This window comes from Quadrisphaera sp. GCM10027208 (assembly GCF_042658805.1).
GTDB lineage: Bacteria > Actinomycetota > Actinomycetes > Actinomycetales > SCSIO-59966 > SCSIO-59966.
Genome location: NZ_JBHSRC010000002.1, coordinates 343,167 through 369,608 on the forward strand (window position 1 = coordinate 343,167; position 26,442 = coordinate 369,608).

At 72.3% G+C, this 26,442-nt stretch carries 23 protein-coding genes; 20 read left to right on the forward strand and 3 right to left on the reverse strand.

From position 1 onward, the window contains the following. The first annotated feature begins 144 nt into the window (after nucleotides 1-144). The 12 genes from ACFP6A_RS04690 to ACFP6A_RS04745 all read left to right on the forward strand — a co-directional run bounded on the left by ACFP6A_RS04690 (nucleotide 145) and on the right by ACFP6A_RS04745 (nucleotide 16,394). Nucleotides 145-1,917 (forward strand): ABC transporter family substrate-binding protein, encoded by a 1,773-nt coding sequence (locus ACFP6A_RS04690; RefSeq protein ID WP_379601932.1) that lies wholly within the window; start codon nucleotides 145-147, stop codon nucleotides 1,915-1,917. A 201-nt stretch (nucleotides 1,918-2,118) separates the two neighbouring features. Next, nucleotides 2,119-3,654 carry an ABC transporter permease gene (locus ACFP6A_RS04695; RefSeq protein ID WP_379601933.1) on the forward strand — a complete coding sequence of 512 codons (1,536 nt, stop codon included), beginning with the start codon at nucleotides 2,119-2,121 and terminating at the stop codon, nucleotides 3,652-3,654. Nucleotides 3,655-3,718: 64 nt separating this feature from the next. Then, nucleotides 3,719-4,741 (forward strand): ABC transporter permease, encoded by a 1,023-nt coding sequence (locus tag ACFP6A_RS04700; RefSeq protein WP_379601935.1) that lies wholly within the window; start codon nucleotides 3,719-3,721, stop codon nucleotides 4,739-4,741. Further along, nucleotides 4,741-5,844 (forward strand): ABC transporter ATP-binding protein, encoded by a 1,104-nt coding sequence (locus ACFP6A_RS04705; protein WP_379601937.1) that lies wholly within the window; start codon nucleotides 4,741-4,743, stop codon nucleotides 5,842-5,844. Before ACFP6A_RS04700 ends, ACFP6A_RS04705 begins: the two co-directional genes overlap by 1 nt. Then, nucleotides 5,841-6,899, forward strand: a complete 1,059-nt coding sequence (locus ACFP6A_RS04710) for an ABC transporter ATP-binding protein (protein WP_379601938.1) — start codon at nucleotides 5,841-5,843, stop codon at nucleotides 6,897-6,899. The genes ACFP6A_RS04705 and ACFP6A_RS04710 overlap by 4 nt, the downstream gene beginning before the upstream one ends. 22 nt (nucleotides 6,900-6,921) lie before the next feature. Then, the gene (locus tag ACFP6A_RS04715; RefSeq protein WP_379601939.1) at nucleotides 6,922-7,365 is read left to right on the forward strand and encodes a (deoxy)nucleoside triphosphate pyrophosphohydrolase; all 444 of its coding nucleotides are present in this window, start codon (nucleotides 6,922-6,924) and stop codon (nucleotides 7,363-7,365) included. A 91-nt stretch (nucleotides 7,366-7,456) separates the two neighbouring features. Continuing rightward, on the forward strand, nucleotides 7,457-9,100 hold the full coding sequence (locus tag ACFP6A_RS04720) for a BCCT family transporter (protein WP_379601940.1): 1,644 nt from the start codon (nucleotides 7,457-7,459) through the stop codon (nucleotides 9,098-9,100). Between the two features lie 67 nt (nucleotides 9,101-9,167). After that, on the forward strand, nucleotides 9,168-11,048 hold the full coding sequence (typA, locus tag ACFP6A_RS04725) for a translational GTPase TypA (RefSeq protein WP_379601941.1): 1,881 nt from the start codon (nucleotides 9,168-9,170) through the stop codon (nucleotides 11,046-11,048). Between the two features lie 16 nt (nucleotides 11,049-11,064). Beyond that, entirely contained in the window at nucleotides 11,065-12,018 is a 954-nt protein-coding gene (gene mshB / locus ACFP6A_RS04730; protein WP_379601942.1) for an N-acetyl-1-D-myo-inositol-2-amino-2-deoxy-alpha-D-glucopyranoside deacetylase, read from the forward strand. 79 nt (nucleotides 12,019-12,097) lie between these two features. Next, a complete protein-coding gene (locus ACFP6A_RS04735) occupies nucleotides 12,098-14,089 on the forward strand; it encodes an AAA family ATPase (protein ID WP_379601944.1) in 1,992 nt (663 codons plus the stop codon). Nucleotides 14,090-14,112: 23 nt separating this feature from the next. Further along, nucleotides 14,113-14,637 (forward strand): flavin reductase family protein, encoded by a 525-nt coding sequence (locus ACFP6A_RS04740; RefSeq protein ID WP_379601945.1) that lies wholly within the window; start codon nucleotides 14,113-14,115, stop codon nucleotides 14,635-14,637. Nucleotides 14,638-14,681: 44 nt separating this feature from the next. Next, on the forward strand, nucleotides 14,682-16,394 hold the full coding sequence (locus ACFP6A_RS04745; protein ID WP_379601946.1) for a VanW family protein: 1,713 nt from the start codon (nucleotides 14,682-14,684) through the stop codon (nucleotides 16,392-16,394). A 48-nt stretch (nucleotides 16,395-16,442) separates the two neighbouring features. Here ACFP6A_RS04745 and ACFP6A_RS04750 read toward each other — a convergent pair whose 3' ends face one another. Beyond that, a complete protein-coding gene (locus tag ACFP6A_RS04750; RefSeq protein ID WP_379601948.1) occupies nucleotides 16,443-17,849 on the reverse strand; it encodes a short-chain fatty acid transporter in 1,407 nt (468 codons plus the stop codon). 238 nt (nucleotides 17,850-18,087) lie between these two features. Between ACFP6A_RS04750 and fdxA the strand changes: the two genes are divergently transcribed. The 3 genes from fdxA to ACFP6A_RS04765 all read left to right on the forward strand — a co-directional run bounded on the left by fdxA (nucleotide 18,088) and on the right by ACFP6A_RS04765 (nucleotide 20,927). After that, on the forward strand, nucleotides 18,088-18,414 hold the full coding sequence (gene fdxA, locus ACFP6A_RS04755; RefSeq protein WP_379601949.1) for a ferredoxin: 327 nt from the start codon (nucleotides 18,088-18,090) through the stop codon (nucleotides 18,412-18,414). 2 nt (nucleotides 18,415-18,416) lie between these two features. Further along, the gene (gene dapC / locus ACFP6A_RS04760) at nucleotides 18,417-19,526 is read left to right on the forward strand and encodes a succinyldiaminopimelate transaminase (RefSeq protein WP_379602166.1); all 1,110 of its coding nucleotides are present in this window, start codon (nucleotides 18,417-18,419) and stop codon (nucleotides 19,524-19,526) included. Nucleotides 19,527-19,640: 114 nt separating this feature from the next. Continuing rightward, nucleotides 19,641-20,927: a citrate synthase gene (locus ACFP6A_RS04765; RefSeq protein ID WP_379601950.1), complete on the forward strand. Its 1,287-nt coding sequence runs from the start codon at nucleotides 19,641-19,643 to the stop codon at nucleotides 20,925-20,927. A gap of 195 nt (nucleotides 20,928-21,122) precedes the next feature. Here the strand turns inward: ACFP6A_RS04765 and dapD are convergent, their stop codons facing one another. Further along, nucleotides 21,123-22,073: a 2,3,4,5-tetrahydropyridine-2,6-dicarboxylate N-succinyltransferase gene (gene dapD, locus ACFP6A_RS04770; protein WP_379601951.1), complete on the reverse strand. Its 951-nt coding sequence runs from the start codon at nucleotides 22,071-22,073 to the stop codon at nucleotides 21,123-21,125. A 36-nt stretch (nucleotides 22,074-22,109) separates the two neighbouring features. Between dapD and dapE the strand changes: the two genes are divergently transcribed. Genes dapE through ACFP6A_RS04795 form a run of 5 tightly spaced genes read left to right on the forward strand, consistent with a single transcriptional unit; the run spans nucleotide 22,110 to nucleotide 25,549 of the window. Continuing rightward, entirely contained in the window at nucleotides 22,110-23,246 is a 1,137-nt protein-coding gene (gene dapE, locus ACFP6A_RS04775) for a succinyl-diaminopimelate desuccinylase (protein ID WP_379601952.1), read from the forward strand. Between the two features lie 10 nt (nucleotides 23,247-23,256). Beyond that, entirely contained in the window at nucleotides 23,257-24,114 is an 858-nt protein-coding gene (locus ACFP6A_RS04780) for a TIGR00730 family Rossman fold protein (protein ID WP_379601954.1), read from the forward strand. An 18-nt stretch (nucleotides 24,115-24,132) separates the two neighbouring features. Continuing rightward, nucleotides 24,133-24,453: a DivIVA domain-containing protein gene (locus tag ACFP6A_RS04785; protein WP_379601956.1), complete on the forward strand. Its 321-nt coding sequence runs from the start codon at nucleotides 24,133-24,135 to the stop codon at nucleotides 24,451-24,453. A gap of 3 nt (nucleotides 24,454-24,456) precedes the next feature. After that, a complete protein-coding gene (locus ACFP6A_RS04790) occupies nucleotides 24,457-24,954 on the forward strand; it encodes an SRPBCC family protein (RefSeq protein WP_379601958.1) in 498 nt (165 codons plus the stop codon). Between the two features lie 4 nt (nucleotides 24,955-24,958). Then, nucleotides 24,959-25,549, forward strand: a complete 591-nt coding sequence (locus ACFP6A_RS04795) for a DNA-3-methyladenine glycosylase I (RefSeq protein ID WP_379601960.1) — start codon at nucleotides 24,959-24,961, stop codon at nucleotides 25,547-25,549. Here the strand turns inward: ACFP6A_RS04795 and ACFP6A_RS04800 are convergent. After that, nucleotides 25,515-26,321 carry an enoyl-CoA hydratase/isomerase family protein gene (locus ACFP6A_RS04800; protein WP_379601961.1) on the reverse strand — a complete coding sequence of 269 codons (807 nt, stop codon included), beginning with the start codon at nucleotides 26,319-26,321 and terminating at the stop codon, nucleotides 25,515-25,517. The genes ACFP6A_RS04795 and ACFP6A_RS04800 overlap by 35 nt on opposite strands. Nucleotides 26,322-26,442: the final 121 nt, after the last annotated feature.

The window sequence follows — 26,442 nt, forward strand, 5'->3', positions numbered from 1 at the left end:
CTCGCGGGTCCTTGCCGCATGCGTCCGGATGGTGTTCGTTTAGGCCCGTCCCACAGCACGACGGCGCTCGAACGCGCGCCCTCGACCGTACCGAGGAGATCCCCGGGCCGGTCACGTGCGACTTCACGAGGGAGGACCCACACCTTGAGCACATCGCGCAAGGGCGCCAAGTTCCTGGCGCTGCTGGTCGGCGGCTCGCTGGCGCTCTCCGCCTGCGCCACCGACGACGGCGACACCGGCACCGACACCGAGGCCACCGAGACCGCCACCGACGGCGACACCGGTGCCAGCGGCGAGACGAAGGACGCCACGATCACCGTGGCGCACGAGCAGGAGTTCGGCTCCTACAACAACAACACCGCCGAGGAGAACGCGGTCAAGAACACCGTCGTCCTCAACCAGGTCCTGCGGGGCTTCTGGTTCTTCGGTGAGGACGGCTCCGTCACCCCGGACACCGAGTTCGGCACCTACGAGCTCGTCTCCGAGGACCCGATGACGGTCCGCTACACCTTCGCCGACGAGGCCGTCTGGTCCGACGGCGAGCCGATCGACTGCGACGACTTCCTGCTCGTCTGGGCCGCCAACTCCGGCACCTACACGACCGGTGAGACCGACCCGGACACCGGCGAGGAGGGCCTGCTGTTCTCCACCGCCGGCACCACCGGCTACGACATCCAGCAGAAGCCGCAGTGCGCCGACGGCGACAAGGAGATCGAGGTCGTCTACGACGAGCCGTTCGCCGACTGGCAGGGGAACTACGGCAGCTTCCTGCCCGCGCACGTCGTGGAGGAGCAGGCCGGTGGCATCGACCTCATCGACGCCATCCAGAACGACGACCAGGAGGCTCTGGCCGCCGCTGCTGAGTTCTACAACACCGGCTGGGTGTTCAACCCGGGCGAGATCGACCCGGCCATCACCCCGTCCGCGGGCCCCTACATGCTGGACTCGTGGCAGGCCGGCCAGTCGCTGACCCTCACCGCCAACGAGAACTGGTGGGGCACCCCGGCCAAGGTCAAGAACATCGTCATCCGCTTCATCCCGCAGGAGGGCCAGGCCCAGGCGCTCGCCAACGGTGAGATCCAGGTGGCCGAGCCGCAGCCGAACCCGGACGTGGTCTCCCAGCTCGAGGGCCTTGGCGACCAGGTGACGATCATCCAGGGTGACGAGTACACCTACGAGCACCTCGACCCGAACTTCGCCGGCGCGATGGCCGACGAGAACCTGCGTCGCGCGTTCGCCCTGTGCGTCCCGCGCCAGCTGATCGTCGACAACCTGATCAAGCCGGTGAACGCCAACGCCGTGGTGATGAACTCGCGGTACGAGTTCCCGTTCGGCCCGAACTACGAGGACGTCGTGAGCTCCTCGTACCCGGGCGGCTACGACGAGGCGAACGTCGAGGAGGCCCGCACCATCCTCGAGGAGAACGACCTCACCGGCACGACGGTCCGGATCGGCTACCAGACGCCGAACCAGCGTCGTACCAACGCGGTCGACCTCATCCGCTCCTCGTGCAACGAGGCGGGCTTCGACATCCAGGACGCCGGCCAGGAGGACTTCTTCGGCAACGGCCTGGCAGCGGGTAACTTCGACGTGGCCCTGTTCGCGTGGGCGGGCTCGCCGCTGGTCACCGGCTCCTCCTCCACCTTCGAGACCGGTGGCGGCAACAACAACGGCAAGTACTCCAACCCCGAGGTCGACGCGCTCATCGCCGAGCTCAACACGACCCCGGACCCCGACGCCCAGCTGGAGCTGATCAAGCAGATCGAGACGATCCTGTGGGAGGACCTGGCGACGATCCCGCTGTTCGCCTTCCCGGGTGTCGTGGCGCACTCCAGCGACGTCTCGGGCGTGAAGTTCCAGCCGTCGCAGACCCAGGTCACCTGGAACATGCACGAGTGGGACACCACCGCCGGCTGACGCAGCCGTAGTACGGTCGTCACCGACCAGTGACAGGGGGCCGGGAGCCCAGTCTCCCGGCCCCCTGTCCTACGGTCTGAGTCACCTCGTACGCTCTGTCCGCAGCGCCCGCCCACCGGCGGGCCGCACCCTTGGCAGCGCCCGTCACCCCGGGCCGGACCTGCGTCGCCCGCTCCCGGGCGTCACGACCAGGAGGAACGCGTGGTCGTCTTCATCGTGCGGAGGCTGATCGTCTCCTTCTTCGTGCTCCTCGTGGCGACGTTCATCATGTACACGCTGGTCTCCCTGTCCGGCGACCCGTTCGAGGACCTGTACGGCATCCAGAACGTCGCCGACCGCGAGGCCCGGATGGCTGCCCGCGCCGAGGTGCTCAACCTCGACCAGCCGATCCCGCAGCGGTACCTGACCTGGCTCGTCGGGGTGCTGGGCTACCTCGTGCCGTTCGCCGACGGGACCCTCGGCACCAACATCCAGGGCCAGGACGTCGAGGCCCTGCTCGGCCAGGCGCTCAGCGCCACGCTCCAGCTCGTCGTGGCCGCCACCCTGCTGGCGATCATCACCGGCGTCACCATCGGCATCGTCTCCGCGCTGCGCCAGTACACCGCGTTCGACTACTCGATCACCCTGGTGTCGTTCCTCTTCTTCTCCCTGCCCATCTTCTGGGTGGCGATCCTGCTCAAGGAGTACGGCGCCATCGAGCTCAACACCTGGCTCGGTGACCCGGTGATCGCCCCGTCCTGGTTGGTGGGTCTCTCGGTGCTGAGCGGCCTGTTCTGGACCGCCCTGCTCGGCGGCCGGCAGTGGCGACGCCGGATCACCGTCTTCGGCGTCGCCGCCGTCGCGACCGGAGCCCTGCTGGCGTACCTGTCCGCGGTCCGCTGGTTCGCCCAGCCGTCGCTCGGCGTCCCGGTCATGCTCGTGCTGTCCGTCGCGGTGGCGGTGGGGCTCACCGCTCTCGCCGCCGGGCTCCAGCGCCGGTCGGTGCTGTACGCCGGCCTGGCGGCCGGCGGAGTCGCTTTCGTCGTCTACCTGGTCACCCTGCCCATGCTCGAGGACCCGACGTGGCCGCTGCTGCTCGGCGTCATGGTGGTGAACCTGGCCCTGGCCGGTGGCGTCGGCTGGTTGCTCGGCGGGCTGGACCGCGACCAGGCCGTGCGGACCTCGGTCCTCGTCGCGTTCGTCGTGGGCGTCCTCGGGTTCGTCGACCACCTGCTGCGCGTCTTCCCGGACTACGCCGCCCGCCTCGGTGGCCGTCCGATCGCCACCATCGGGTCCAACACCCCCAACTTCGAGGGCACGTTCTGGGAGACGTTCCTGGACTCGGCGACGCACATCGTCCTGCCCAGCCTGGCGCTGATCCTCATCTCGTTCGCCACCTACACGCGGTACACCCGGGCCAGCATGCTGGAGGTGATGAACCAGGACTACGTCCGGACGGCGCGCTCCAAGGGGCTCACCGAGCGCACCGTGGTGATGCGGCACGCCTTCCGCAACGCCCTCATCCCGGTGACGACGTTGATGGCCTTCGACTTCGCGAGCGTGCTCGGTGGCGCGGTGATCACCGAGACCGTGTTCGGCTGGCGGGGAATGGGCAACATGTTCCTCACCGGCCTCAACGCCGTGGACCCGGCGCCGGTGATGGGCTTCTTCCTCGTCGTCGGCACCGCGGTCGTCGTGTTCAACCTCATCGCCGACATCACCTACGCCTTCCTCGACCCGAGGATCCGGCTCAGCTGAGCCCTAGTCCGAGCCGGTTGACCGGGTCACCAGACCCGGTCCGACGACAGAGGGAAACCCCCTGATGGCACAAGAACCGGGACAGAACGTCCCCGACGAGCGGGCGGTCACCGTCGAGGACGGCGCCGCGCGGCGGACCTCCCGCGACGACGCGAGCGGTCTGCAGATCAAAGCCCGCTCCCAGGGCGAGCTCGTGCGACGGCGGTTCCTCCGCCACCGTGGCGCCCTCGTCGGCATGGTCATGCTGGCCTTCGTCCTGCTGCTCGCGTACACCTCCATCGGCTTCGCCGGCATCCCCGGCTGGTGGGACAAGGACTACATCAGCACCGCGCCGGTCGTGGACGGCGGACGGCCGACCCTCGACCTCGTCCCCTGGCTCGACGGTGACGGCGTGTCGATCGGGGAGTACCCCTTCGGGCAGGACAACGTCGGCAAGGACTACTTCGCCCTGACGATGCGGGGAGCGCAGCGCTCGATCACGGTGGCCATCGTCGTCGGCATCGTCGCCACCATCGTCGGCTCCGTCATCGGAGCGGTCGCCGGGTTCTTCCGGGGCTGGGTCGAGTCGCTGCTCATGCGGTTCACCGACGTCATGATCACGATCCCGACGCTGGTCATCGCCGCGGTCCTCGGGCGCCGGTTCGGCGAGCTGGGGCTGTACGTCTTCGCCACCGTGCTGGGACTCATCGTCTGGACGTCGCTCGCCCGCCTCGTCCGCGGGGAGTTCCTGTCCCTGCGGGAGAAGGAGTTCGTCGAGGCCGCCCGCGCCATGGGAGCGAGCAGCAGGCGGATCATCTTCCGGCACATCATGCCCAACACCCTCGGGGTGATCATCGTCAACGCCACGCTGACCGTCGCCTCGGCGATCCTGCTGGAGACCGCGCTGAGCTACCTCGGCTTCGGCGTCCGGCCCCCCGACACCTCCCTCGGCCTGCTCATCAGCGAGTACCAGACTGCGTTCACCACCCGGCCCTGGCTGTTCTGGTGGCCCGGCGTGTTCATCGTCCTCATCGCCCTGTCGGTGAACTTCATCGGCGACGGCCTGCGGGACGCCTTCGATCCTCGACAGACCAGGGTGCGTGCCTGATGACCGACTCCTACGAGACCCCCCTGGGCAGCGGCGTGGCCCACCTGTCCCGCACCTCCTCGGCGATCCGCCCGCCCACGGAGAACGAGCTGCTGCGGGTCGAGGACCTGTCGGTGTCGTTCCCCACCGAGGACGGCGTCGTCAAGGCCGTCCGCGGCGTCTCCTACTCGCTGCGCGAGCGGGAGGTGCTCGGCATCGTCGGCGAGTCCGGCTCCGGCAAGTCCGTGTCCTCGATGGCGGTCATGGGCCTGCTGCCGAAGTCCGCGCAGATCACCGGCCGCATCCTGTTCCGCGGGGACGACGTCCTGCAGATGTCGCCCAAGCAGCAGCGGGCCCTGCGGGGCCGGAAGATCGCGATGATCTTCCAGGACCCCATGACGGCGCTCAACCCCGTCTACAGCGTCGGTGACCAGCTCGCTGAGGCGGTGCGCTCGCACGAGGTGGTGTCGAAGAAGGCCGCCCTGCGCCGCGCCGAGGAGATGCTCGACCTCGTCGGGATCCCGCAGCCGAAGCAGCGGCTGCGCAACTACCCGCACGAGTTCTCCGGCGGCATGCGCCAGCGCGCGATGATCGCGATGGCGGTGATCAACAACCCTGACGTGATCATCGCTGACGAGCCGACGACCGCGCTCGACGTCACCGTGCAGGCGCAGATCCTCGAGAAGCTCATCGAGGTCAAGGACGCCGTCAACGCGGCCATCGTGCTCATCACCCACGACCTCGGCGTCGTCGCCGGGATGGCCCACCGGGTGCTCGTCATGTACGCCGGCCGCTCGGTCGAGCTCGGCAGCACGGACGACATCTTCTACCGGCCGCGGATGCCGTACACCGGCGGGCTGCTCGGCTCCATCCCCTCCCTGGAGGGCGACAGCGAACGGCTGCGCCCGATCAAGGGCGCCCCACCGTCGCTGATCAACCTGCCGTCCGGCTGCCCCTTCCAGCCGCGCTGCCCGCTGGCGACCGACATCTGCCGCGAGGTCGAGCCACCGCTGGCGCCGACCGACGACCACGACCACGCGGCCGCCTGCCACCACTGGGACCAGATGGCCGAGGCCGAGGACCCGACCGCCTTCTTCCGCACCGAGAGCGAGGCGAAGCGATGAGCACTCCGGTCCAGGAGACCACGGGCACCTCCCCGCAGGCGGCCGGCGCCGACCCCGACCGGGACCACCTGCTCGACGTCCGGGACCTGGTGATGAACTTCCCGGTCAAGGGCGGCGGCCTGCTGCGGCGCACCGTCGGCTGGGTGCAGGCCGTCTCCGGCGTGACCTTCCACGTGGACGCCGGGGAGACCCTCGGCGTCGTCGGCGAGTCCGGCTGCGGCAAGTCGACCACCGGCCGGGCGGTGCTCCAGCTGCACACACCCACCTCGGGGTCCGTGCGCTACAACGGCACCGAGCTCGTCGGCCTCGGCGCGAAGGAGATGCGGGCGGTCCGCAAGGAGCTGCAGATCGTCTTCCAGGACCCGTACGCCTCGCTCAACCCGAAGATGCCGGTCAACGACATCGTCGGCGAGCCGCTGCGCATCCACGGCCGGTGGGACAACGACAAGCAGGGCAAGGCCAGGGTGGCCGAGCTCCTCGAGCTCGTCGGCCTCAACCCCGAGCACGGCAACCGCTACCCGCACGAGTTCTCCGGCGGCCAGCGCCAGCGCATCGGCATCGCCCGGGCGCTGGCCCTCGAGCCGCGGATGCTCGTCCTCGACGAGCCGGTCTCCGCCCTCGACGTCTCCGTCCAGGCGGGCGTGGTGAACCTGCTGGAGGACCTGCAGGACCAGCTCGGCCTCGCCTACATGTTCATCGCCCACGACCTGTCGGTCGTGCGGCACATCTCCGACCGGGTCGCGGTCATGTACCTGGGCAAGATCGTCGAGGTCGGTGACCGGGACGACATCTACGAACGGCCGATGCACCCGTACACCCAGGCGCTGCTGTCGGCGGCGCCGACCGCCGACCCGCAGGAGGAGCGCCGCCGCGAGCGGGTGATCCTCACCGGCGACGTGCCCAGCCCGCTGAACCCGCCGTCCGGCTGCCGGTTCCGCACCCGGTGCTGGAAGGCGCAGGACATCTGCGCGACGCAGGAACCGGCGCTGATCCAGCGCGGCGGCGAGCAGCGGGTGGCCTGCCACTTCGCGGAGGTGGACTCGAACGTCGTGTGAGCGCCCCGCCTACAGTGGCGTGGTGATCACCGACCCGCCGCTGCGGGCCGGGGTGCTCGTCGTCGGCGCCGCGATCCTCGACGACCTCACCCGGCCGACCCGGTTGCTCGCCGCCCGGCGCACCGCCCCACCCCGGCTGGCCGGCGGCTGGGAGCTGCCGGGGGGCAAGGTGGACCCCGGGGAGGACCCGGACCAGGCCCTGCACCGCGAGCTGCGCGAGGAGCTCGGTGTCACCGTCCGCCTGGGCCAGCAGGTGGCGCCTCCGGACGGCGGGGACTGGGCGCTGCCTCCGTCGGCGCTGCTGCGGGTCTGGACGGCGCAGGTGCTCGACGGCGAGCCGGCCACCCTCCAGGACCACGACCGGTTGCTGTGGCTCGACCTGGCGGACGCGGTGGACGCCGTCCGCTGGCTGCCCGCCGACGTCCCCGTCGTCCGCACCGTGTGCCGGCTCACCCTCCGCCGCTGAGGGCGGACGTCGCCCGTTTGCCACCGTCGACGAGGTGCGGCAGGGTCGACGACCGGCGACCACCGATCCCCGCGACCCAGGAGGTCCCCTGATGGCGTCCGCCACGGCCACCCCCCCGGGGTCCCGCCGTCGAGGCCCCTCGCTGGCCCCCCGCGTCTTCTACCCCTCCCTCGCCGTCATCGGCGCGTTCGTCCTGTTCGCGGTCGTCGCTCCCGAGGCCGCCAGTGCCGGGATCGGCGCCGTGCAGGGCGGCATCATCGACACCCTGGGCTGGTACTACGTCCTGCTCATCGCCGCCTTCGTCGCGTTCTCGCTGTGGATGGGCTTCAGCCGGTACGGCGACATCCGGCTCGGCCGCGACGACGAGGCGCCCGAGTTCGGCGTCCGCTCCTGGTTCGCGATGCTGTTCTCCGCCGGGATGGGCATCGGCCTGGTGTTCTGGGGCGTCGCCGAGCCGCTCAACCACTACGCCTCGCCCCGGCCGGGGTTCGAGGGCGGGGAGGTCGCCGCCGCCCGCCAGGCGATGACCCAGACGTACGTGCACTGGGGCGTCCACGCGTGGGCCATCTACGTCGTCGCCGGGCTGGCCATCGCCTACGCGGTGCACCGCCGCGGCCGCCCGGTGTCCATCCGCTGGGCGCTCGAGCCGCTGCTCGGCGACCGGGTCAAGGGCTGGCTCGGTGACCTCATCGACATCACCGCGATCGTCGGCACGCTCTTCGGGGTGGCCACCTCGCTGGGCTTCGGCGTCGCCCAGATCGCCGCCGGGCTCGACTTCACCGGCCTGGTCGAGGGCGGTTCCGGGTCCGTCGGGCTGCAGTCGCTGCTCATCGTCGTCATCACGGCGGTCGCGGTGGCCTCCGTGGTCAGTGGCGTCGGTCGCGGGATCAAGTGGCTCTCGAACGTCAACATGGGCCTGGCCGGGGTCGTCCTGCTGTTCGTCCTGCTCGCCGGGCCGACGTTGTTCCTGCTGCGAGAGTTCGTGCAGAACTTCGGGGACTACCTCACCAACGTGCTGCGGCTGACCTTCGACGTCAGCGCCTACCGCGGTGAGGAGGGCGAGGTCTGGCAGGCAGCCTGGACGACGTTCTACTGGGGCTGGTGGATCTCCTGGGCACCCTTCGTCGGGGTGTTCATCGCCCGGATCTCCCGCGGGCGCACCGTCCGTGAGTTCGTCGCCGGCGTCCTGCTCGTCCCGACGCTCATCACCTTCCTGTGGTTCTCCGTCCTCGGCGGCAGCGCCCTGTACCGGGAGCTGTTCGGCGGCGGCGGACTCGTCGGCGAGGACGGCTCGGTCGGTACCGAGTCCTCGCTGTTCACGCTGCTCGACGGCCTGCCGGGCGGGTCCGTCGTCATGGGCCTGGTGATCCTGCTCATCGTGACGTTCTTCGTCACCTCCTCGGACTCCGGCTCGCTCGTCGTCGACATGCTCGCCTCCGGCGGTGACATCGACCCGCCGACGTGGAGCCGGGTGATGTGGGCGGTGCTCGAGGGAGCGGTCGCGGCCGCCCTGCTCGTCGTCGGAGCCGGTGGGCTGGGGGCGCTGCAGACCGCGGCGGTGATCACCGCGCTGCCGTTCAGCCTCGTCATGGTCGCGATGGCGGTGGCCACCGTGCGCGCCTTCCACCGGGAGCACCACGCCCGGCTGCGTCGGGAGCAGGCGCTGCACCTGGAGACGGTCACCCAGCACGTCACCACCCGGCTCAGCGACGGCGCCCCCGCGGACCGTCGTTAGCGTGCTGGCGGTGCGCACCCGTTAGCCTGCGTGAGCACCCCTTCCCGACCGGAACGAGTCCTCCCGCATGCCGCTCCGCACCGATCTGCGCAACGTCGCCATCGTCGCCCACGTCGACCACGGCAAGACCACCCTCGTCGACGCCATGCTCTGGCAGTCCGGCGCCTTCGGCGAGCACCAGCACGTCCAGGAGCGGGCGATGGACTCCGGGGACCTGGAGCGGGAGAAGGGGATCACCATCCTCGCCAAGAACACCGCCGTCCGGTACCGCGGACCGGCGGCGGCTGCCGCGGGAGCCCCGGACGGCGTCACGATCAACATCATCGACACCCCCGGTCACGCCGACTTCGGTGGTGAGGTCGAGCGCGGCCTGTCGATGGTCGACGCCATCGCCCTGCTCGTCGACGCCAGCGAGGGGCCGCTGCCGCAGACCCGGTTCGTCCTGCGCAAGGCTCTCCTCGCGCACCTGCCCGTCATCGTCGTCATCAACAAGGTCGACCGGCCGGACGCCCGCATCGCCGAGGTGGTCGACGAGGTCTACGAGCTGTTCCTCGACCTCATGGACGAGGGCGACGACCAGGCCCTGGAGTTCCCCGTCGTGTACGCCTCCGCCAAGGCCGGCCGTGCCAGTCTCGAGCGTCCCGCGGACGGCGAGCTGCCCGACAGCGAGGACCTGGAGCCGCTGTTCCGCACCATCCTGGAGACGGTGCCGGCGTTCGAGTACGAGGAGGACGCCCCCCTGCAGGCACACGTGACGAACCTCGATGCCTCGCCGTTCCTCGGCCGGCTCGCCCTGTGCCGGGTGCACGCCGGCAGGATCCACAAGGGTCAGCAGGTCGCCTGGTGCCGCCGGGACGGGTCCGTCGAGCGGGTGAAGGTCACCGAGCTCATGCTCACCGAGGCGCTGGACCGGGTCCCCGCCGACAGCGCCGGACCCGGCGACATCATCGCGCTCGCCGGCATCCCGGAGATCACCATCGGGGAGACGCTCGCCGACCCCGAGCACCCGGTGCCGCTGCCGCTCATCACCGTCGACGAGCCGGCGATCTCGATGACCATCGGCACGAACACCTCTCCGCTCGCGGGGCGGACCAAGGGCGCCAAGGTCACTGCGCGGCTCGTCAAGGACCGCCTGGACCGCGAGCTCGTCGGCAACGTCTCGCTGCGGGTCCTGCCCACCGAGCGACCCGACACCTGGGAGGTGCAGGGCCGCGGCGAGCTCGCACTGGCGATCCTCGTCGAGACCATGCGCCGGGAGGGCTTCGAGCTCACCGTGGGCAAGCCGGAGGTCGTCACCCGCGAGATCGACGGCCGGGTGCACGAGCCCGTCGAGCACCTCACCGTCGACTGTCCCGAGGAGTACCTCGGCGCCGTCACCCAGCTGCTCGCCGGCCGCAAGGGTCGGATGGAGCACATGGTGAACCACGGGACCGGCTGGGTCCGGATGGAGTTCCGGGTGCCGTCCCGCGGCCTCATCGGGTTCCGCACCGAGTTCCTCACCGAGACCCGCGGCACCGGCATCGCCCACCACGTCTTCGAGGGCTACGAGCCGTGGTCCGGCGAGCTGCGCACCCGCCGCAGCGGCTCCCTCGTGGCCGACCGTGCCGGGTTCGCCACGTCCTACGCGATCCTCAACCTGCAGGAGCGGGGCAGCCTGTTCGTCGGCCCCGGCACCGAGGTGTACGAGGGCATGGTCGTCGGGGAGAACTCCCGTGCCGACGACATGGACGTCAACGTCACCAAGGAGAAGAAGCTCACGAACGTGCGGTCCAACGCCGACGAGCTGGAGCGGCTCGTGCCGCCGCGGGTGCTGTCCCTCGAGCAGTCGCTGGAGTTCTGCCGTGAGGACGAGTGCGTCGAGGTGACCGCGGACGCGATCCGGGTCCGCAAGGTGGTCCTGGACGCCACCCAGCGCGACAAGGCCCGGGCGCGGGCCCGGCGGGGATGACCTGCGTGGGGTACCGGTGACCGGCACCCGTCGCCTGCTGCTCGTGCACGCCCACCCGGACGACGAGTCGATCTCGACGGGGGCGACCATCGCCCGGTACGCCGCCGAGGGCGCCCAAGTCACCCTGGTCACGTGCACCCGCGGCGAACGGGGCGAGGTCATCCCGCCCGCGCTGGCCGCCCTCGAGGGTGACGGCCCGGCGCTGGCCGCGCACCGCACCGGCGAGCTGGCCGAGGCGGTACGGGCGCTCGGTGTCACCGAGCACCTGTTCCTCGGCGCCGACGCCGGCGTCCGGTACCAGGACAGCGGGATGGCGTGGGGGGCCGGCGGGCAGGCGGTCGCCGCCCCAGACACCGGACCGGAGGCCTTCGCCCGCGCGGACGTCGACGCGGCGGCCCGGCACCTGGCGCGGGTCCTGCGGCGGGTCCGCCCGCAGGTCGTGGTCGGCTACGAGCCGGACGGCGGGTACGGCCACCCTGACCACGTCCAGGCCCACCGGGTCACCGTGCGGGCCGTGGACCTGGCCGCCGCACCCGGGGACGGTGGGGCGCCGTGGCAGGTCGCCAAGGTGTACGAGGTGGTCGAGCCCGAGTCCGTCGTCCGCGGGACGCTGCGCCGGACTCGGCCGGTCAACCCGTTCACCGCCCCGGACCCGGACGGGCCGCTGCCGTCGGTCGTCGTCCCGGACGCCGAGGTGACGACCATCGTCGTCGCCGACGACCACCTGCCCGCCAAGACCCAGGCGCTGCGGGCCCACGCCACCCAGGTCGCCCTGGCGGACGGCTTCTTCGCGCTGAGCAACGGGGTCGGCCGCCCGCTCACCGGCACCGAGTGGTTCCGCCTCGTCCGGGGTGTCGCGGCACCCGACCCGGCTCGGCCGGACGGCCGGGAGAGCGACCTGTTCGCCGGGACCGAGGTGCCGCCACCGTCAGTGACCGGCTTAGGCCGGACGGGCGACGCCGGCGTGTGACCGCGCGGCGCAGGGGGTATGCCTGGCACATCCGTCTGAGTTGGCCTCACACCCGTCCGAGCTGGCCTGGAGGCTGGTCGTGCCCGTCGACGCTGCTGCCCCGCCCCTGCCGCTGCGTGACAGCGCCGACGTCGGCCGCGTCCGGGAGCGCAACCGGCAGCGCCGCCTGCTGCGGATCGCCGTCCTGCTGTCCCCCCTGGCCGTCTGGTTGTGGTGGCGGCTGCTGACCGGCGACCCGGTCGGGGCCCCGCGGCTGCCGGCGGTCGACCCGCTGTACCTCATGGCGGGGCTGTTCTTCGTCGTCCTCATCGTCGTCCTGCTCAGCACCACGGTCGTCGCCGGTCGCTCACCGCACGTCACCTACCGGCCCGAGCAGATCGACGTCCGGATGGACGACGTCAAGGGGCTCGCCCCGGTCAAGGAGGACGTCCAGCGCTCGCTCGACCTCTTCCTCGCCGGGCGCACCTTCCGCCGCGACATGGGCGGCACGCCGCGGCGGGGCCTGCTGTTCGAGGGACCGCCCGGCACCGGCAAGACGCACATGGCCAAGGCGATGGCTGCCGAGGCCGGGGTGCCGTTCCTGTTCGTGTCCGGCACCTCCTTCCAGTCCATGTACTACGGCGCCACCGCCCGCAAGATCCGGTCGTACTTCAAGGCGTTGCGCAAGGCGGCCCGCAGCGAGGGCGGCGCCATCGGGTTCATCGAGGAGATCGACGCCATCGCCACCGTCCGCGGGGGGATGAGCGCCGTGCCCGCCCCCGCCGGGCTCAGCCCCGCGGTCAGGCAGTGGGTGACGCCGGGCTGCGGTGGCCTGGAGGGGCTGCCCTCGCTCGGCCTGCCCGCCGGGACCGTGCCTGTCGGCAGCCTGCCCGCCGGCACCCTGGTCCACCGGGCCGTCAGCGAGGGCGTCGGCGGAGTCGTCAACGAGCTGCTCGTCCAGATGCAGTCCTTCGACGAGCCGACCGGGTGGCAGAAGGTCCGGGCCCGGGCCACCGACGCGGTCAACCTCCTGCTCCCGGCCGCTCGCCAGGTCCGCCGGCCCCGGACCGAGCCGGTCGACGTCATGATCATCGCCGCGACGAACCGGGCCGACAGCCTCGACCCCGCGCTGCTGCGGCCCGGGCGGTTCGACCGCCGGCTCACCTTCGACCTGCCCGACAAGCGGGGCCGCCGGGAGATCGTCGACCACTTCCTCAGCCGCAAGGCGCACGAGGCCGAGCTCGACACCGACGAGCGGCGCGACGCCCTCGCCGGGGTGACCCAGGGGTACAGCCCGGTGATGATCGAGCACCTCCTCGACGAGGCGCTCGTCAACGCCGTCCGCCGGGGGTCCGTGACGATGAGCTGGACCGACATCGAGCACGCCCGGCTCGTCGTCGAGGTCGGGCTCGGGCAGCCCGTCGGCTACACCGAGCACGAGACCCGGCTGATCGCCACGCACGAGGCCGGGCACGCCACCGTGGCGCACCTGCTGGCCCCGCACCGCCGCCTGGAGATCCTCACCATCGTCAAGCGGGCCGGTGCGCTGGGCCTGCTCGCCCACGGGGACACCGAGGACGTCTACACGCGTTCACGCAGCGAGCTGCTCGCCCTGATCCGGATCGCCTTCGGCGGACAGGTCGCCGAGGAGCTGTTCTTCGGGGACGTGTCCACCGGTCCCAGCGGTGACCTGCACTACGCCACGAACGTCGCCGCCCAGATGGTCGGCGCAGCCGGCATGAGCGACACGCTGGTGTCCTTCGCCGCCATCGAGACCAGCGGCCTGTCCGGGGCCAACCTCGTGGCCCGGGTGCTCGGCGACGCCGGCGGCCGCCGGATGGTCGAGGAGCTGCTGCGCGACCAGAAGCAGCACGTGCGCGACCTGCTCGAGCAGAACCGCCACCTCGTCGCGGCCCTGCGCGACGCGCTGGTGGAGCGGCACGAGCTCATCGGGCACGAGATCACCGACGTGCTGCGGGACGCCGACGACACTGCCGGCGCTGCCGCGGCCACGGCTGGCGGCCCGGACGGCGTCCCGGTGCCGGAGGTCATCGACCTGCGGGAGCCGCAGGGACGTCCGGCGGCCGGCTGAGCGCCCGCGCGTACGCTGACCGGGTGGCTGACTCGACCGCTGCCCCCAGCCCGGGGCCGAGCGACGTCGACGTCGCGGAGTTCCGCCGGGCCGTCGGCCGTTTCGTCACCGGGGTGTGCGTCGTGTCCACCTTCGCCGGCGCCCAGGACCACGCGATGACGGCGAACGCCTTCACCTCGGTGTCGCTGGACCCGCTGCTCGTCCTCGTCTGCGTCGAGCAGGACTCCCGCTTCCTCGACGCCGTCCTGGACTCGGGGGTGTGGGGCGTCAGCGTGCTCGACGAGCGGGGTCGGGGCACCGCGGAGTGGCTGGCCACCCCGGGCCGGCCGCTGGTCGGGCAGCTCGACCCCGTCCCGCACCACCGCGGACGGGCCACCGGAGTCGCCCTCGTCGACACGTCCCTGGCCACGCTGGAGTGCCGCACCACGGCCGCGCACACCGCCGGGGACCACGTCATCGTCGTGGGTGAGGTGCTCGACGTCGGTCTGGCCGCCGACGGGCACGGGCCGCTCGTGTACCACCGCAGCTCCTACCGCGCCCTTCGGTGACGCCGCGCGGACGGCCGGATGACCGTCCCTTTACCATTGCCCGTGTGATCACCGACGAGAGCAGAACCGTGCCTGCCGCCGGGAGGCGGCCGCGGTCCTGGCCCTGGGTGCTGCTCGGGGTGCTCGTCGTGCTCGCGGTCTCCTACGGAGCGGCCGCCTGGGCGTTGTCCGGGCGGGTCCCGGCCGGGGTGGAGGTCGCCGGCGTCCAGATCGGGCACATGTCCCGGGACGACGCCGTCGAGCGGCTCACCACCCGGCTGCAGGACGAGCTCACCGCACCGGTCCCGGTCCGTGTCGGCACCGCGGAGACCGCCGTCGACCCGGCCCGCGCCGGGCTGCAGGCCGACCTGGAGGGCACCGTCGACCGGCTCGTCGGCTTCACCCTCGACCCCCGGCAGATGTGGCGGCACGTGGCCGGTGACAGCAGCGTCGAGCCGCAGACCGTCGTCGACGAGACCGCCCTGCAGGCGAGCGTCGACGCGCTCGCCGCCGAGGTGGACGCCGAGGTCGTCGAGGGTGCGGTGACCTTCGCCGACGGCGTCGCCGAGGCGACCCAGGCCCAGCAGGGCCGGGTGCTGGACCGCGACGCCGCGGCCGACGTCCTGGCCACCTCCTGGCTCGACGGTCCCCGGCCGCTCGAGCTGCCGGCTGAGGTCACCGACCCGCGGGTGGACTCTGACGCCGTCGCCGAGGCGATGAGCTCCTTCGCCGTACCCGCCACGGCCGGCCCGCTGACCGTCCGAGCAGGGGACCGGTCGGTGCGGCTGGAACCCAGCGCGGTCACCCCGGCACTGAGCATGGTGCCCGTCGACGGGCGGCTGGAGCCGCGGGTGGACGGCGAGGTGCTGGCCGCCGCGGTGCTCGGGGCCGACGGCGACCTCGTCACCCCGCCCCAGGACGCGACCGTCCGGATCGAGGACGGCGCCCCCGTCGTCGTCCCGGCCGTTCCCGGTACGACGCTGGACCCGGCGGCTCTGGCCGAGGCCGCACTCGCCGCTTTGCCGACGCCGGAGCGCACCGCGACCGTCGAGCTCGTGCCCGCCGAGCCCGAGATCACCACTGCCGAGGCCGAGGCGCTCGGTGTCACCGAGGTGATCTCCGAGTTCTCCACGCCGCACCCACCCGACGCCGACCGCACCGAGAACCTGCGGATCGCGACCGCCACGGTCAACGGCACCCTGCTGCTGCCAGGGGAGACGTTCAGCCTCAACGGCACCCTGGGCCAGCGCACCGCCGCCAAGGGCTACAACGAGGCCGGGGTCATCATCAACGGCCGGCTCGCCGAGGCGACCGGTGGTGGGGTGTCGCAGGTCGCGACGACCCTGTTCAACGGGATGTTCTTCGCCGGGCTCGAGGACGTCGAGCACAAGACGCACTCGTTCTACATTTCCCGCTACCCCGAGGGCCGCGAGGCGACGGTCAACTGGCCCAACATCGACCTGAAGTTCCGCAACAACACCCCGACCGGGGTGCTCATCGAGGCCTGGGTCGCCGACGGGCGGGTGCACACCCGGTTCTGGGGGACCAAGGTGTGGGACGAGGTGCGGGCGACGAAGTCCGAGCGGCGCAACGTCACCGAGCCGGAGCGCGTCGTCGTCACCGACGAGGACTGCGTGCCCCAGTCCCCGGCGCCCGGGTTCGACGTCACCGTCACCCGGGAGCTCGTCAAGGACGGCGTCGTGCAGCGCACCGAGGAGTTCCGGACCCGGTACGTCCCGCAGGACGAGGTCGTCTGCGAGCCGGTCCCGTCGGAGTGACCCGACCCGGCCCCGGCGGACCTGGCGCAGGGCCCCTGGTGGAGCGCGTCAGCCCGCCCCGACGAGCAGCATCGTGCCGGTGAACACCACCCCGGTGACGAGCAGGGCGATCGTCGTGTAGCCGAGGATGTCCCGGATCCCGAGCCCGGCGATGGCCAGGACGGGAAGGGCCCAGAACGGCTGGATCATGTTCGTCCACTGGTCCCCGTAGGCGATGCCCATCACCACCACCTCGGGTGCCACGCCGAGCTGCTCGGCCGCCTGCAGGAAGACCGGCGCCTGGACGGCGAACTGCCCGCCGCCGCTGGGGATGAACATGTTGACCAGCCCCCCGGACAGGAACGCCCACAGCCCCAGCGTGGTCGGAGAGGCCAGGTCGACGAAGAAGTCGCTGAACACGGTGATCAGCCCGCTCGTCGTCATGATCCCGAGGATCCCGGCGTACAGCGGGAACTGCAGGAGGATGTCCCCGACGTTGCGGGCCGCGTCCGCCACGAGCGCGCCCAGCTCCACCGGTGAGCGCACCAGCAGCAGGATCGCGGCCAGGAAGGTCCAGTTGACGATGTCCAGGGTCAGCGCGAAGCCCTCCTGGGCGAAGTACACGACGAGGTAGGCAGCCAGGGCCAGGCCGGCCGCCGTCGTGATCACCCGGGAGCGGTCCACCCGGTCCGCGGGGGTCAGCGGCGCGGGGTCCTGCCCCGTCGCCCCGGCGGCCGACCGGGTCGACGCGGCCGGGGACCCGGCCCGGGACCCGACCTGTTCAGTCGCGGCCCGGTCGTCGGGTGCGGCCGGCAGCTCGACGACGGCGTCCTCGGCCCGCGGGCGCAGCGACGCCATCGCGGCCACCACGACCACCACGGTGACCACGATCGCGAGGAGGTTCCACGGCGCGAAGATCGTCTCGGTCACCGGGATGGTCCGGCCGATCTGCTCCTCGACGAACGAGCCCGGGGTGGCGGCCGCCAGCGGCCCCGAGCCGGAGTAGCCCATGTGCCAGACCACGTAGCCGGCGTACCCGCAGGCCACCAGCAGCGGGAAGTGCAACCGCATCCCGCGGGTCCGGCCCTGGCGGGCCACCTCCTTGGCCAGCAGCGCGCCGACCACCAGTCCGAGACCCCAGGAGATCAGGGAGCCCAGGGCCGCTGCCAGGGTGACCCCTGCGTACGCCTGGACCGGGGTGCGGGGCAGCGACCCGGCCCGGACCAGGAGCCGGCCCACCTGGCGGGTGTTCGCCAGCGTGTAGCCGAGCAGCAGGATCAGCGCCATCTGGGTCATGAAGGCAAGGAGCCCGGTCAGGCCGTCGCCCCACCCCCGCAGGACCTCGACCGGGGCTGCGTCGGTGAGAGCGAGGGCGAGCACGGCGACGACGCCGGTGAGGACCACCGCGAACACCAGCGCGCTCGGCAACCAGCGCTCCACACCGGCCACCAGAGGCCGCGACAACGTCCGAAGCATGACAAGTCCTCCCGGTTCCGGCGGAAACGACAGGGAGCATGATTGCTACCGGCCGGTAGCGGAAGGCCGGAGCCGTCCGGCGGCGTCGCGTCTCGCCGTCCGGCGGGCGACGACCGACGACACCGCCCCCCGGGGCACGACGGGAGCGGCCCCGTCGGGGATACTGGACGGGTTCCCCGGCCGGACAGCCGGGGTGCTGAGCACCGGAGCGGCCGCCAGGCCCGCGAGGAGGACTGCCGTGACCTACGTGATCGCCCAGCCGTGCGTCGACGTCAAGGACCGAGCCTGCGTCGAGGAGTGCCCGGTCGACTGCATCTACGAGGGTGAGCGCTCGCTGTACATCCACCCCGACGAGTGCGTCGACTGCGGGGCGTGCGAGCCGGTGTGCCCGGTCGAGGCGATCTACTACGAGGACGACGTCCCCGAGCAGTGGGCGGAGTACTACAAGGCCAACGTGGAGTTCTTCGACGACCTCGGCTCGCCCGGTGGTGCTGCCAAGCTCGGTGTCATCCCCAAGGACCACCCGATCATCGCGGCCCTGCCGCCGCAGGCTCAGGGCGCCTGACCATCGGGCCGCGCCCCCTCCCGGACTTCCCGTGGGACGCCCTCGTCCCGTACGGGCGGACGGCGAGCGCGCACCCGGACGGCGTCGTCGACCTGTCGGTGGGCACGCCCGTCGACCCCACCCCGGACGTCGTCCGCGACGCCCTCCGGGAGGCCGCGGACGCCCCCGGCTACCCGCAGACCTGGGGGACGCCGCAGCTGCGGGAGGCGGTGAGCGACTGGTTCACCCGACGGCGCCGGGTGCCGGCGCTGGACCCGGACGGCGTGCTGCCGACGATCGGCTCCAAGGAGCTCGTCGCGTGGCTGCCCACTCTCCTCGGCCTGGGCCCCGGAGACGTCGTCGTCCACCCGGAGGTGGCCTACCCGACCTACGACGTGGGCGCCCGGCTCGCCGGCGCCACCCCGCTGCCCGCTGACGGCACCGCCCGCATCGGACCCCGACGGGTCCAGCTGATGTGGCTCAACACCCCGTCCAACCCGACCGGCCGCGTGCTCGGCGTCGAGCACCTCGCCAAGGTCGTCGAGTGGGCCCGCGCCCGCGGCGTCGTGGTCGCCAGCGACGAGTGCTACGCCGAGCTGGGGTGGACCCCGCCGTACGACCGTGAGGTGGTGCCGAGCCTGCTCGACCCCCGGGTCACCGGTGGGTCGGTCGAGGGCCTGCTCGTCGTGTACTCGCTGTCCAAGCAGTCGAACCTGGCCGGCTACCGGGCCGGCTTCGTCGCCGGTGACCCGGCGATCGTCCGGCGGCTGCTCGAGATCCGCCGGCACGCCGGGATGATCGTGCCCTCGCCGGTGCAGGCCGCGATGGTCGCCGCGCTCGGCGACGACGCGTCCGTGCGGCGTCAGAAGGAGCGCTACCGGGCCCGGCGGGCGCTGCTGCTGCCGGCCCTGGAGCGGGCCGGGTTCCGGGTGGAGGACTCCGAGGCGGGCCTCTACCTGTGGGCCACCCGGGACGAGGACGCCTGGGCGTCCGTCGGCTGGCTGGCCGAGCGGGGCGTGCTCGTCGCGCCGGGGACCTTCTACGGTCCGGGCGGCGCCCGGCACGTCCGGGTCGCGCTGACCGCTCCCGACGAGCGGGTCGCGGCGGCCGCGGAGCGCTTGACCGGCCCTTGACCCCGGTTGGCGGGGTGCTGAAGCCGGCGGGTAGCGTCGGAGCAGGCCGACGACGTCCGACCACGACGTCGCGCACCGGAACCGCTACCGAGCCACCCGCGAGGAGACCGCCCGATGTCCGACGCCGTGAAGCTGCAGCACCCCGGCGGTGAGCTTGAGCTCCCCACCGTCCCCGCCACCGAGGGCAACGACGGCATCGACGTGTCGTCGCTGCTCAAGCAGACCGGCCTGGTGACCCTGGACCCGGGCTTCGTCAACACCGCGTCGTGCGCGTCGGCGATCACCTACATCGACGGGGACGCCGGCGTGCTGCGCTACCGCGGCTACCCGATCGAGCAGCTCGCGGAGAGGTCGACGTTCACCGAGGTGAGCTACCTGCTCATCTACGGCCACCTGCCGACGGGCAGCGAGCTCGAGGACTTCGAGGACCGGATCCGCCGGCACACGATGCTGCACGAGGACCTCAAGGCGTTCTTCGCCGGCTTCCCGCGGGACGCGCACCCGATGCCGGTGCTCTCCTCGGCGGTCAGCGCGCTGTCGACCTTCTACCAGGACTCGCTCAACCCGTTCGACCCCGAGCACGTCGAGATCAGCACCGTGCGGCTGCTCGCGAAGCTGCCGACGATCGCCGCGTACGCGTACAAGAAGAGCGTCGGCCAGCCGTTCCTCTACCCGGACAACTCCCTGGGCCTGGTGGAGAACTTCCTGCGGATGACCTTCGGCCTGCCTGCGGAGGAGTACGAGGTCGACGAGACGATGGCCAGGGCCCTCGACCTGCTGTTCGTCCTGCACGCCGACCACGAGCAGAACTGCTCCACGTCGACCGTCCGGCTCGTCGGGTCCAGCCAGGCCAACCTGTTCGCGTCGGTCTCCGCCGGCATCAACGCCCTGTTCGGCCCGCTGCACGGGGGGGCCAACCAGGCGGTGCTCGAGATGCTGCAGAACATCCGGGACTCCGACGACGACGTCGACACCTTCATGACGAAGGTGAAGAACAAGGAGCAGGGCGTCCGGCTCATGGGCTTCGGGCACCGGGTCTACAAGAACTACGACCCGCGCGCGGCGATCATCAAGAAGACGGCGGACGAGGTCCTGCGCAACCTCGGCGGCAACGACGAGCTGCTCGACATCGCGATGCGGCTCGAGGAGATCGCGCTCCACGACGAGTACTTCATCGAGCGCAAGCTCTACCCGAACGTCGACTTCTACACCGGGCTCATCTACAAGGCGATGGGCTTCCCGACGCCGATGTTCACCGTGCTGTTCGCCCTGGGCCGGCTGCCCGGCTGGATCGCGCAGTGGCGCGAGATGATCAGCGACAAGCAGACGAAGATCGGCCGTCCGCGGCAGGTCTACGTCGGGGAGACCGAGCGCGACTACGTGCCGATGTCCCAGCGCTGAGCCCTGCCAGGCCTTCGCGCCGAGTCTTGCCCAACCCCACCACCCGCCCCCTCCGTGATCATGCAATCCCGCCATCCTTGGGCGCCCACCCCCCACGTGCAGAATGCTGGGTTGTTGGCGCGACACGCCGACGATGTGGTGCTGAATCCAGCATTCTGTGGTGGGGAGGGGTGCCTTGGCGGGGTGCCGTCTCCCTCAGTTGGCGTGCAGGGCCGGGTTCAGCTCCACCCGCCGGCCGGCGCGGGGGCGCGCCTCGAGGGCGCCGGTCAGGGAGTTGCGCCACAGCTGCAGCCCGGAGGAGCCGGACAGGTCGGCAGCCCGGACGGTCCGCGGCTGACCCCCGGTGCCGTCGTGCAGGAGCACCTTCGAGCCTGCGGTGACGTAGCACCCCGCCTCGACGACGCAGTCGTCACCGAGGGAGATGCCGATGCCGCTGTTCGCGCCGAGCAGGCACCGAGCCCCCACGGAGATCACCTCCGTGCCGCCGCCGGACAGGGTGCCCATGATGGAGGCGCCGCCGCCGACGTCCGTGCCGTCCCCGACGACGACGCCCGCGGAGATCCGGCCCTCGACCATCGACGTCCCGAGCGTGCCGGCGTTGAAGTTCACGAAACCCTCGTGCATGACGGTGGTGCCTTCGGCGAGATGAGCGCCGAGGCGGACCCGGTCGGCGTCGGCGATCCGGACGCCGGAGGGCACGACGTAGTCCGTCATCCGCGGGAACTTGTCGACTCCGTGGACCTGCACCCGGGTCCTGGTGGCCGCCGTCAGGCGCAGCCTGGTCGCCTCGAAGTCCGTCGGCGCACAGGGGCCGTGGCTGGTCCACACGACGTTCGCCAGGACGCCGAAGATGCCGTCGAGGTTGAGCCCGTGCGGGCGGACCAGCCGGGCGGACAGCAGGTGCAGCCGCAGGTAGGCGTCGCTCGCGTCGGAGGGTGCAGCGTCCAGGTCGATCACGGTGCGTACGACGGTGCTCCGCACCCGCCGGTGCGGGTCGTGGCCCTCGAGCGCCGCCAGGTCGGCCGGGACCTCGAACGGGCCGGCCGCCTCCGGCTCGCCGAGCGCGGGGGAGGGGTACCAGGTGTCGAGCACCGTGCCGTCGTCGGTCGTCGTCGCCAGGCCGTGTCCCCAGGCAGTGCGGCTCATGGGCGGCAAGCGTAGGGCCGGACTAGGGTCGCGAGCATGACGGGCCAGCCCGCGCCGCCGCGCGCCGACCTCGACCTGCACCACGACCTCGACCTGCACGGGGACGTCGTGGACCTCACCCGCTCGCTGTGCGACATCGAGTCGGTGAGCGGGCACGAGGCCACGCTCGCCGACGCCGTGGAACGGGCTCTGCGCGCACTGAGCCACCTCGAGGTGCTCCGCGACGGGAACGCCGTCGTCGCCCGCACCTCCCTCGGCCGCCCGGAGCGGGTCGTCGTCGCCGGCCACCTCGACACCGTCCCGGTCGCCACCCTCGACGGCCGGCGCAACCTGCCCACGTGGACCACCGGCGCCGGGGACGGGCTCGTCGTCCACGGTCGCGGAACGGTCGACATGAAGGGTGGCGTCGCCGTCCAGCTCGCGGTCGCGGCGGACGTCACCGACCCGGTGCGCGACGTCACCTGGGTGTTCTACGACTGCGAGGAGGTGGAGGCGGAGCGCAACGGCCTCGGCCGGCTCGCCCGCGACCACCCCGACTGGCTCGCCGGGGACTTCGCCGTGCTCTGCGAGCCGACGGACGGCACCGTCGAGGGCGGCTGCAACGGCACCATCCGGGTCGAGGTTCGGGTCACCGGTGTCGCCGCCCACTCAGCCCGAGCCTGGATGGGGGACAACGCCGTGCACCGCGCGGCCGCCGTCCTGGAGCGGCTCCGGGCCTACCAGGCGCGGGAGGTCGACGTCGACGGCCTGCGCTACCGGGAGAGCCTCGGCGCGGTCGGCATCCGCGGCGGTGTGGCCGGCAACGTCGTCCCGGACGAGTGCGTCGTCACCGTCAACTACCGGTTCGCCCCGAGCCGGACGCCGCAGGAGGCGGAGGACCACCTCCGCGTCCTCTTCGAGGGGTTCGAGGTCACCGTCACCGACTGCAGCCCCGGGGCCCGACCCGGCCTGGACCACCCGGCTGCGGCCGCCTTCGTCGCCGCCATCGGGCGCGAGCCTCAGCCCAAGCAAGGTTGGACCGACGTCGCCCGGTTCTCGGCGATGGGCGTCCCGGCGGTGAACTTCGGCCCCGGTGACCCTTTGCTGGCCCACCGAGACGACGAACGCTGCCCGGCCGACCAGATCGTCGCCGCCCGCGACGCCCTGCGCGCGTGGTTGGCCGGCGACGTCTAGCGTGACCGGTATGGCCGCCGAGACACCCCGCCCCGCCGAGGCACCCCGGCCCGACGAGGAGAAGCCCGGCTACCCGATGGGTCCGGTCACCCTGCGGCGCGGCCAGGTGCCCCGCAGCACGACGGACCAGCGGCTGCTCGACAGCCGCGGCCGTTCCGACTGGCTGCACACCGACCCGTGGCGGGTGATGCGGATCCAGAGCGAGTTCGTCGAGGGGTTCAGCGCGCTGGCCGAGCTCGGACCGGCGGTCAGCGTTTTCGGGTCCGCCCGGACCCCTCGCGACCACCCGCACTACGAGCTCGGCGTGCGGGTCGGCGCTGAGCTCGCCCGCGCCGGCTACGCCGTCGTCACCGGCGGTGGCCCCGGGGCGATGGAGGCCGCCAACCGCGGCGCCTGCGAGGTCGGCGGTGTGTCCGTCGGCCTGGGCATCGAGCTGCCGTTCGAGCAGAGGATGAACGACTGGGTCGACATCGGTGTCAACTTCCGCTACTTCTTCGCCCGCAAGACGATGTTCGTCAAGTACGCCGAGGGGTTCGTCGTCCTGCCTGGGGGGTTCGGCACCTTCGACGAGCTGTTCGAGGCCCTGACCCTCGTGCAGACCCAGAAGGTCACCCAGTTCCCCATCGTGCTCCTCGGGACCGGGTACTGGCAGGGGCTCCTCCACTGGCTGCGCGAGACCGTGCACGGCTACGGCGCCGTCGCCGAGGCCGACCTCGACCTCGTCACTCTCACGGACGACGTCGAGGAGGCCGTCGAGATCATCCGCTCGGCTCACGTCGAGCGAACCCGGGCCCGCGAGCAGCGGGAGGCCGAGCTGCGCGCGCTGCGCCGCCTCGAGCAGGATGCCGGCGACTCGGCGCACAGCTGACCGTGGCACGATCCCCCGGTGAGCCTCGCTCTGCTGCTGCTCGCCGTCGTGCTCGTCGGCGTCGTCGCCGCGCTGGCCGCCGGACGCATCCGCGGTGGGCTGGAGGAGCCGGTGACCAGCCGGCCGTACCGGGAGCCGTTGCCCGAGGGCCCGCTGAGTGCCGCGGACCTCGACGAGGTCACCTTCACCCCGGCCCTGCGCGGCTACCGGATGGACGAGGTCGACGCCGTCCTCGAGCGGCTGCGCGACGAGCTGGTCCGCCGGGACGTCGAGCACGCCCGCTGCGAGGAGCAGCTCGCCGCCCTGCGCGCGGCCAGCCCGCCGAGCGAGCAGGGCTGAGCCGTGGCCACCGTCGTCCTGCGCCGAGACGTCCCCGCCCCGGCTGGAAGGGTCTGGCAGGTCGCCACCGACTGGCCGCGCCACGGCGCCTCTGTGCCGTTCACGCACGTCGTCGTGACCCATGACGCCGGCGGGACCGGGACCCGGTTCACCGGCCGGACCCGGCTCGGGCCCTGGACCGTCGACGACCCCATGGAGGTCGTGCTGTGGCGGCCCCCGGCCGACGCCGACACCGACCAGCCCGGGCTCCCGGGCCGCTGCGTCGTGGAGAAGCGCGGCCGCGTCGTCCTCGGCTGGGCCGCCCTCGACGTCCTGCCGCTCGGACCACGGCGCTGCCGGATGGTGTGGACCGAGGACGTCGAGATCGCGCCGGCCGCGTGGACCGGCTGGGCAGCGCCCGCCGTCCGGCTCGCCTCCCGGGCCGTCTTCGGCGCGCTGCTGCGCCGACTGGCCCAGGACGCCGTCCAGGAGCACGTCAGCTCCCGGGGAGACGGTTCCTGACCCCGTGGCCGAGCAGCGCACCGACGACCTCGTCGTGCCCGCGGACGGGCTGCCCCGGTGCAGGTGGGCGGGGCCGGCCGAGGACTACCGCACCTACCACGACACCGAGTGGGGGCGGCCGGTCCGCGGCGAGCGGGCGCTGTACGAGCGGCTCACCCTCGAGGCGTTCCAGTCCGGGTTGTCCTGGCTGACGATCCTGCGCAAGCGGGAGGCCTTCCGCGCGGCCTTCGAGGGCTTCGACCCCGAGCGGGTCGCCCACTACGGTGACGCGGACCGGGCCCGCCTGCTCGCCGACGCCGGCATCGTGCGCAACCGGGCCAAGGTGGACGCCGCCGTCCGCAACGCCCGCGCGGTCCTCGCGCTGCGGGACGCCGTCGACGGCGGGCTGGACGCGCTCGTGTGGTCCTACGCGGACGACGTCCGGCAGCCACCGTCCCGGCTCGTGGACGTGCCGGCCCGCACGGCGGAGTCCACCGCGCTGGCCGCGGAGCTGCGCCGGCACGGTTTCGTCCTCGTCGGGCCGACGACCGTCTACGCGGCGATGCAGGCCTGTGGAGTCGTCAACGACCACCTGGCCGGTTGCGCGTTCCGGTGAACACCGGCTCCCGCTTGGCGAGGAACGCCTCGACGGCCTCGCGGTGGTCGGCGGTGGCCCCGGTGGCCGCCATGTGCTCGGCCTCGTGGGCCAGGGACGCCTCGAGGTCGTGGGTGGCGGAGAACGCCAGCGCCCGCCGGATCGCTCCGTAGGCGGCGGTCGGGCCGGCCGCCAGCCGGGTGGCGACCTCGCGGGCCCGGTCGGCCAGCTCGTCGTCCGGGACGACCTCGGTGGCCAGCCCGATCTCCAGCGCCTCCGGGCCCCGCACCGTCCGGGGGCGCAGCAGCAGGTCCCGGGCCCGGGTCATCCCGACGAGACGGGGCAGCCACCACGACGACCCGGTGTCACAGGACAGCGCGATCCCGGCGAAGGCCAGGTTGAACCCGGCGGACTCGGCGACGATCCGCAGGTCGGCGGCCATCGCGATGGCGGCACCGGCACCGGCTGCCACACCGTTGACGCCGGCGACGACGGGCTTGTCCATCGTGGCCAGCGTCAGCGCGATCGGCGAGTAGTGCTCGGTCACGGTGCGCCACAGCGCCGGGTCGCCGGCACGCAGCATCTCGGCGTGCTCCCGCAGGTCCTGGCCGACGCAGAAGGCGCGGCCGGTGCCGGTCAGCAGCACGCAGCGCACCGCGTCGTCCTCTGCGGCCTCGCGGACCGCGTCGCGCAGCGCCACCTTGGTGGCGGTGTCGAGGGCGTTCATCGCCTCCGGGCGGGTCAGGGTGATGGTCCCGACACCGTCGGTCAGGTCGTATCCGACGTCACTCATGGGCCTCATCCTGCCCGAGTCCTGCCCGACCGCACGCGCTCCGGTTTCCCGACCGCTCGCCGACCGGCGATAATGGCCGACGATCACGTCCCGCGGTGCCGTGGGCGCACGCCCGGACGGT

What these genes read in the sequence shown, in the direction of transcription:
- ACFP6A_RS04780 (WP_379601954.1), top strand. Translation starts at nt 23,257, where the DNA reads ATGGCCGCCGAGACACCCCGCCCCGCCGAGGCACCCCGGCCCGACGAG.
- dapE (WP_379601952.1), top strand. Translation starts at nt 22,110, where the DNA reads ATGACGGGCCAGCCCGCGCCGCCGCGCGCCGACCTCGACCTGCACCAC.
- ACFP6A_RS04750 (WP_379601948.1), bottom strand. Translation starts at nt 17,849, where the DNA reads ATGCTTCGGACGTTGTCGCGGCCTCTGGTGGCCGGTGTGGAGCGCTGG.
- dapD (WP_379601951.1), bottom strand. Translation starts at nt 22,073, where the DNA reads ATGAGCCGCACTGCCTGGGGACACGGCCTGGCGACGACGACCGACGAC.
- ACFP6A_RS04800 (WP_379601961.1), bottom strand. Translation starts at nt 26,321, where the DNA reads ATGAGTGACGTCGGATACGACCTGACCGACGGTGTCGGGACCATCACC.
- ACFP6A_RS04700 (WP_379601935.1), top strand. Translation starts at nt 3,719, where the DNA reads ATGGCACAAGAACCGGGACAGAACGTCCCCGACGAGCGGGCGGTCACC.
- ACFP6A_RS04720 (WP_379601940.1), top strand. Translation starts at nt 7,457, where the DNA reads ATGGCGTCCGCCACGGCCACCCCCCCGGGGTCCCGCCGTCGAGGCCCC.
- ACFP6A_RS04765 (WP_379601950.1), top strand. Translation starts at nt 19,641, where the DNA reads ATGTCCGACGCCGTGAAGCTGCAGCACCCCGGCGGTGAGCTTGAGCTC.
- typA (WP_379601941.1), top strand. Translation starts at nt 9,168, where the DNA reads ATGCCGCTCCGCACCGATCTGCGCAACGTCGCCATCGTCGCCCACGTC.
- ACFP6A_RS04705 (WP_379601937.1), top strand. Translation starts at nt 4,741, where the DNA reads ATGACCGACTCCTACGAGACCCCCCTGGGCAGCGGCGTGGCCCACCTG.
- ACFP6A_RS04710 (WP_379601938.1), top strand. Translation starts at nt 5,841, where the DNA reads ATGAGCACTCCGGTCCAGGAGACCACGGGCACCTCCCCGCAGGCGGCC.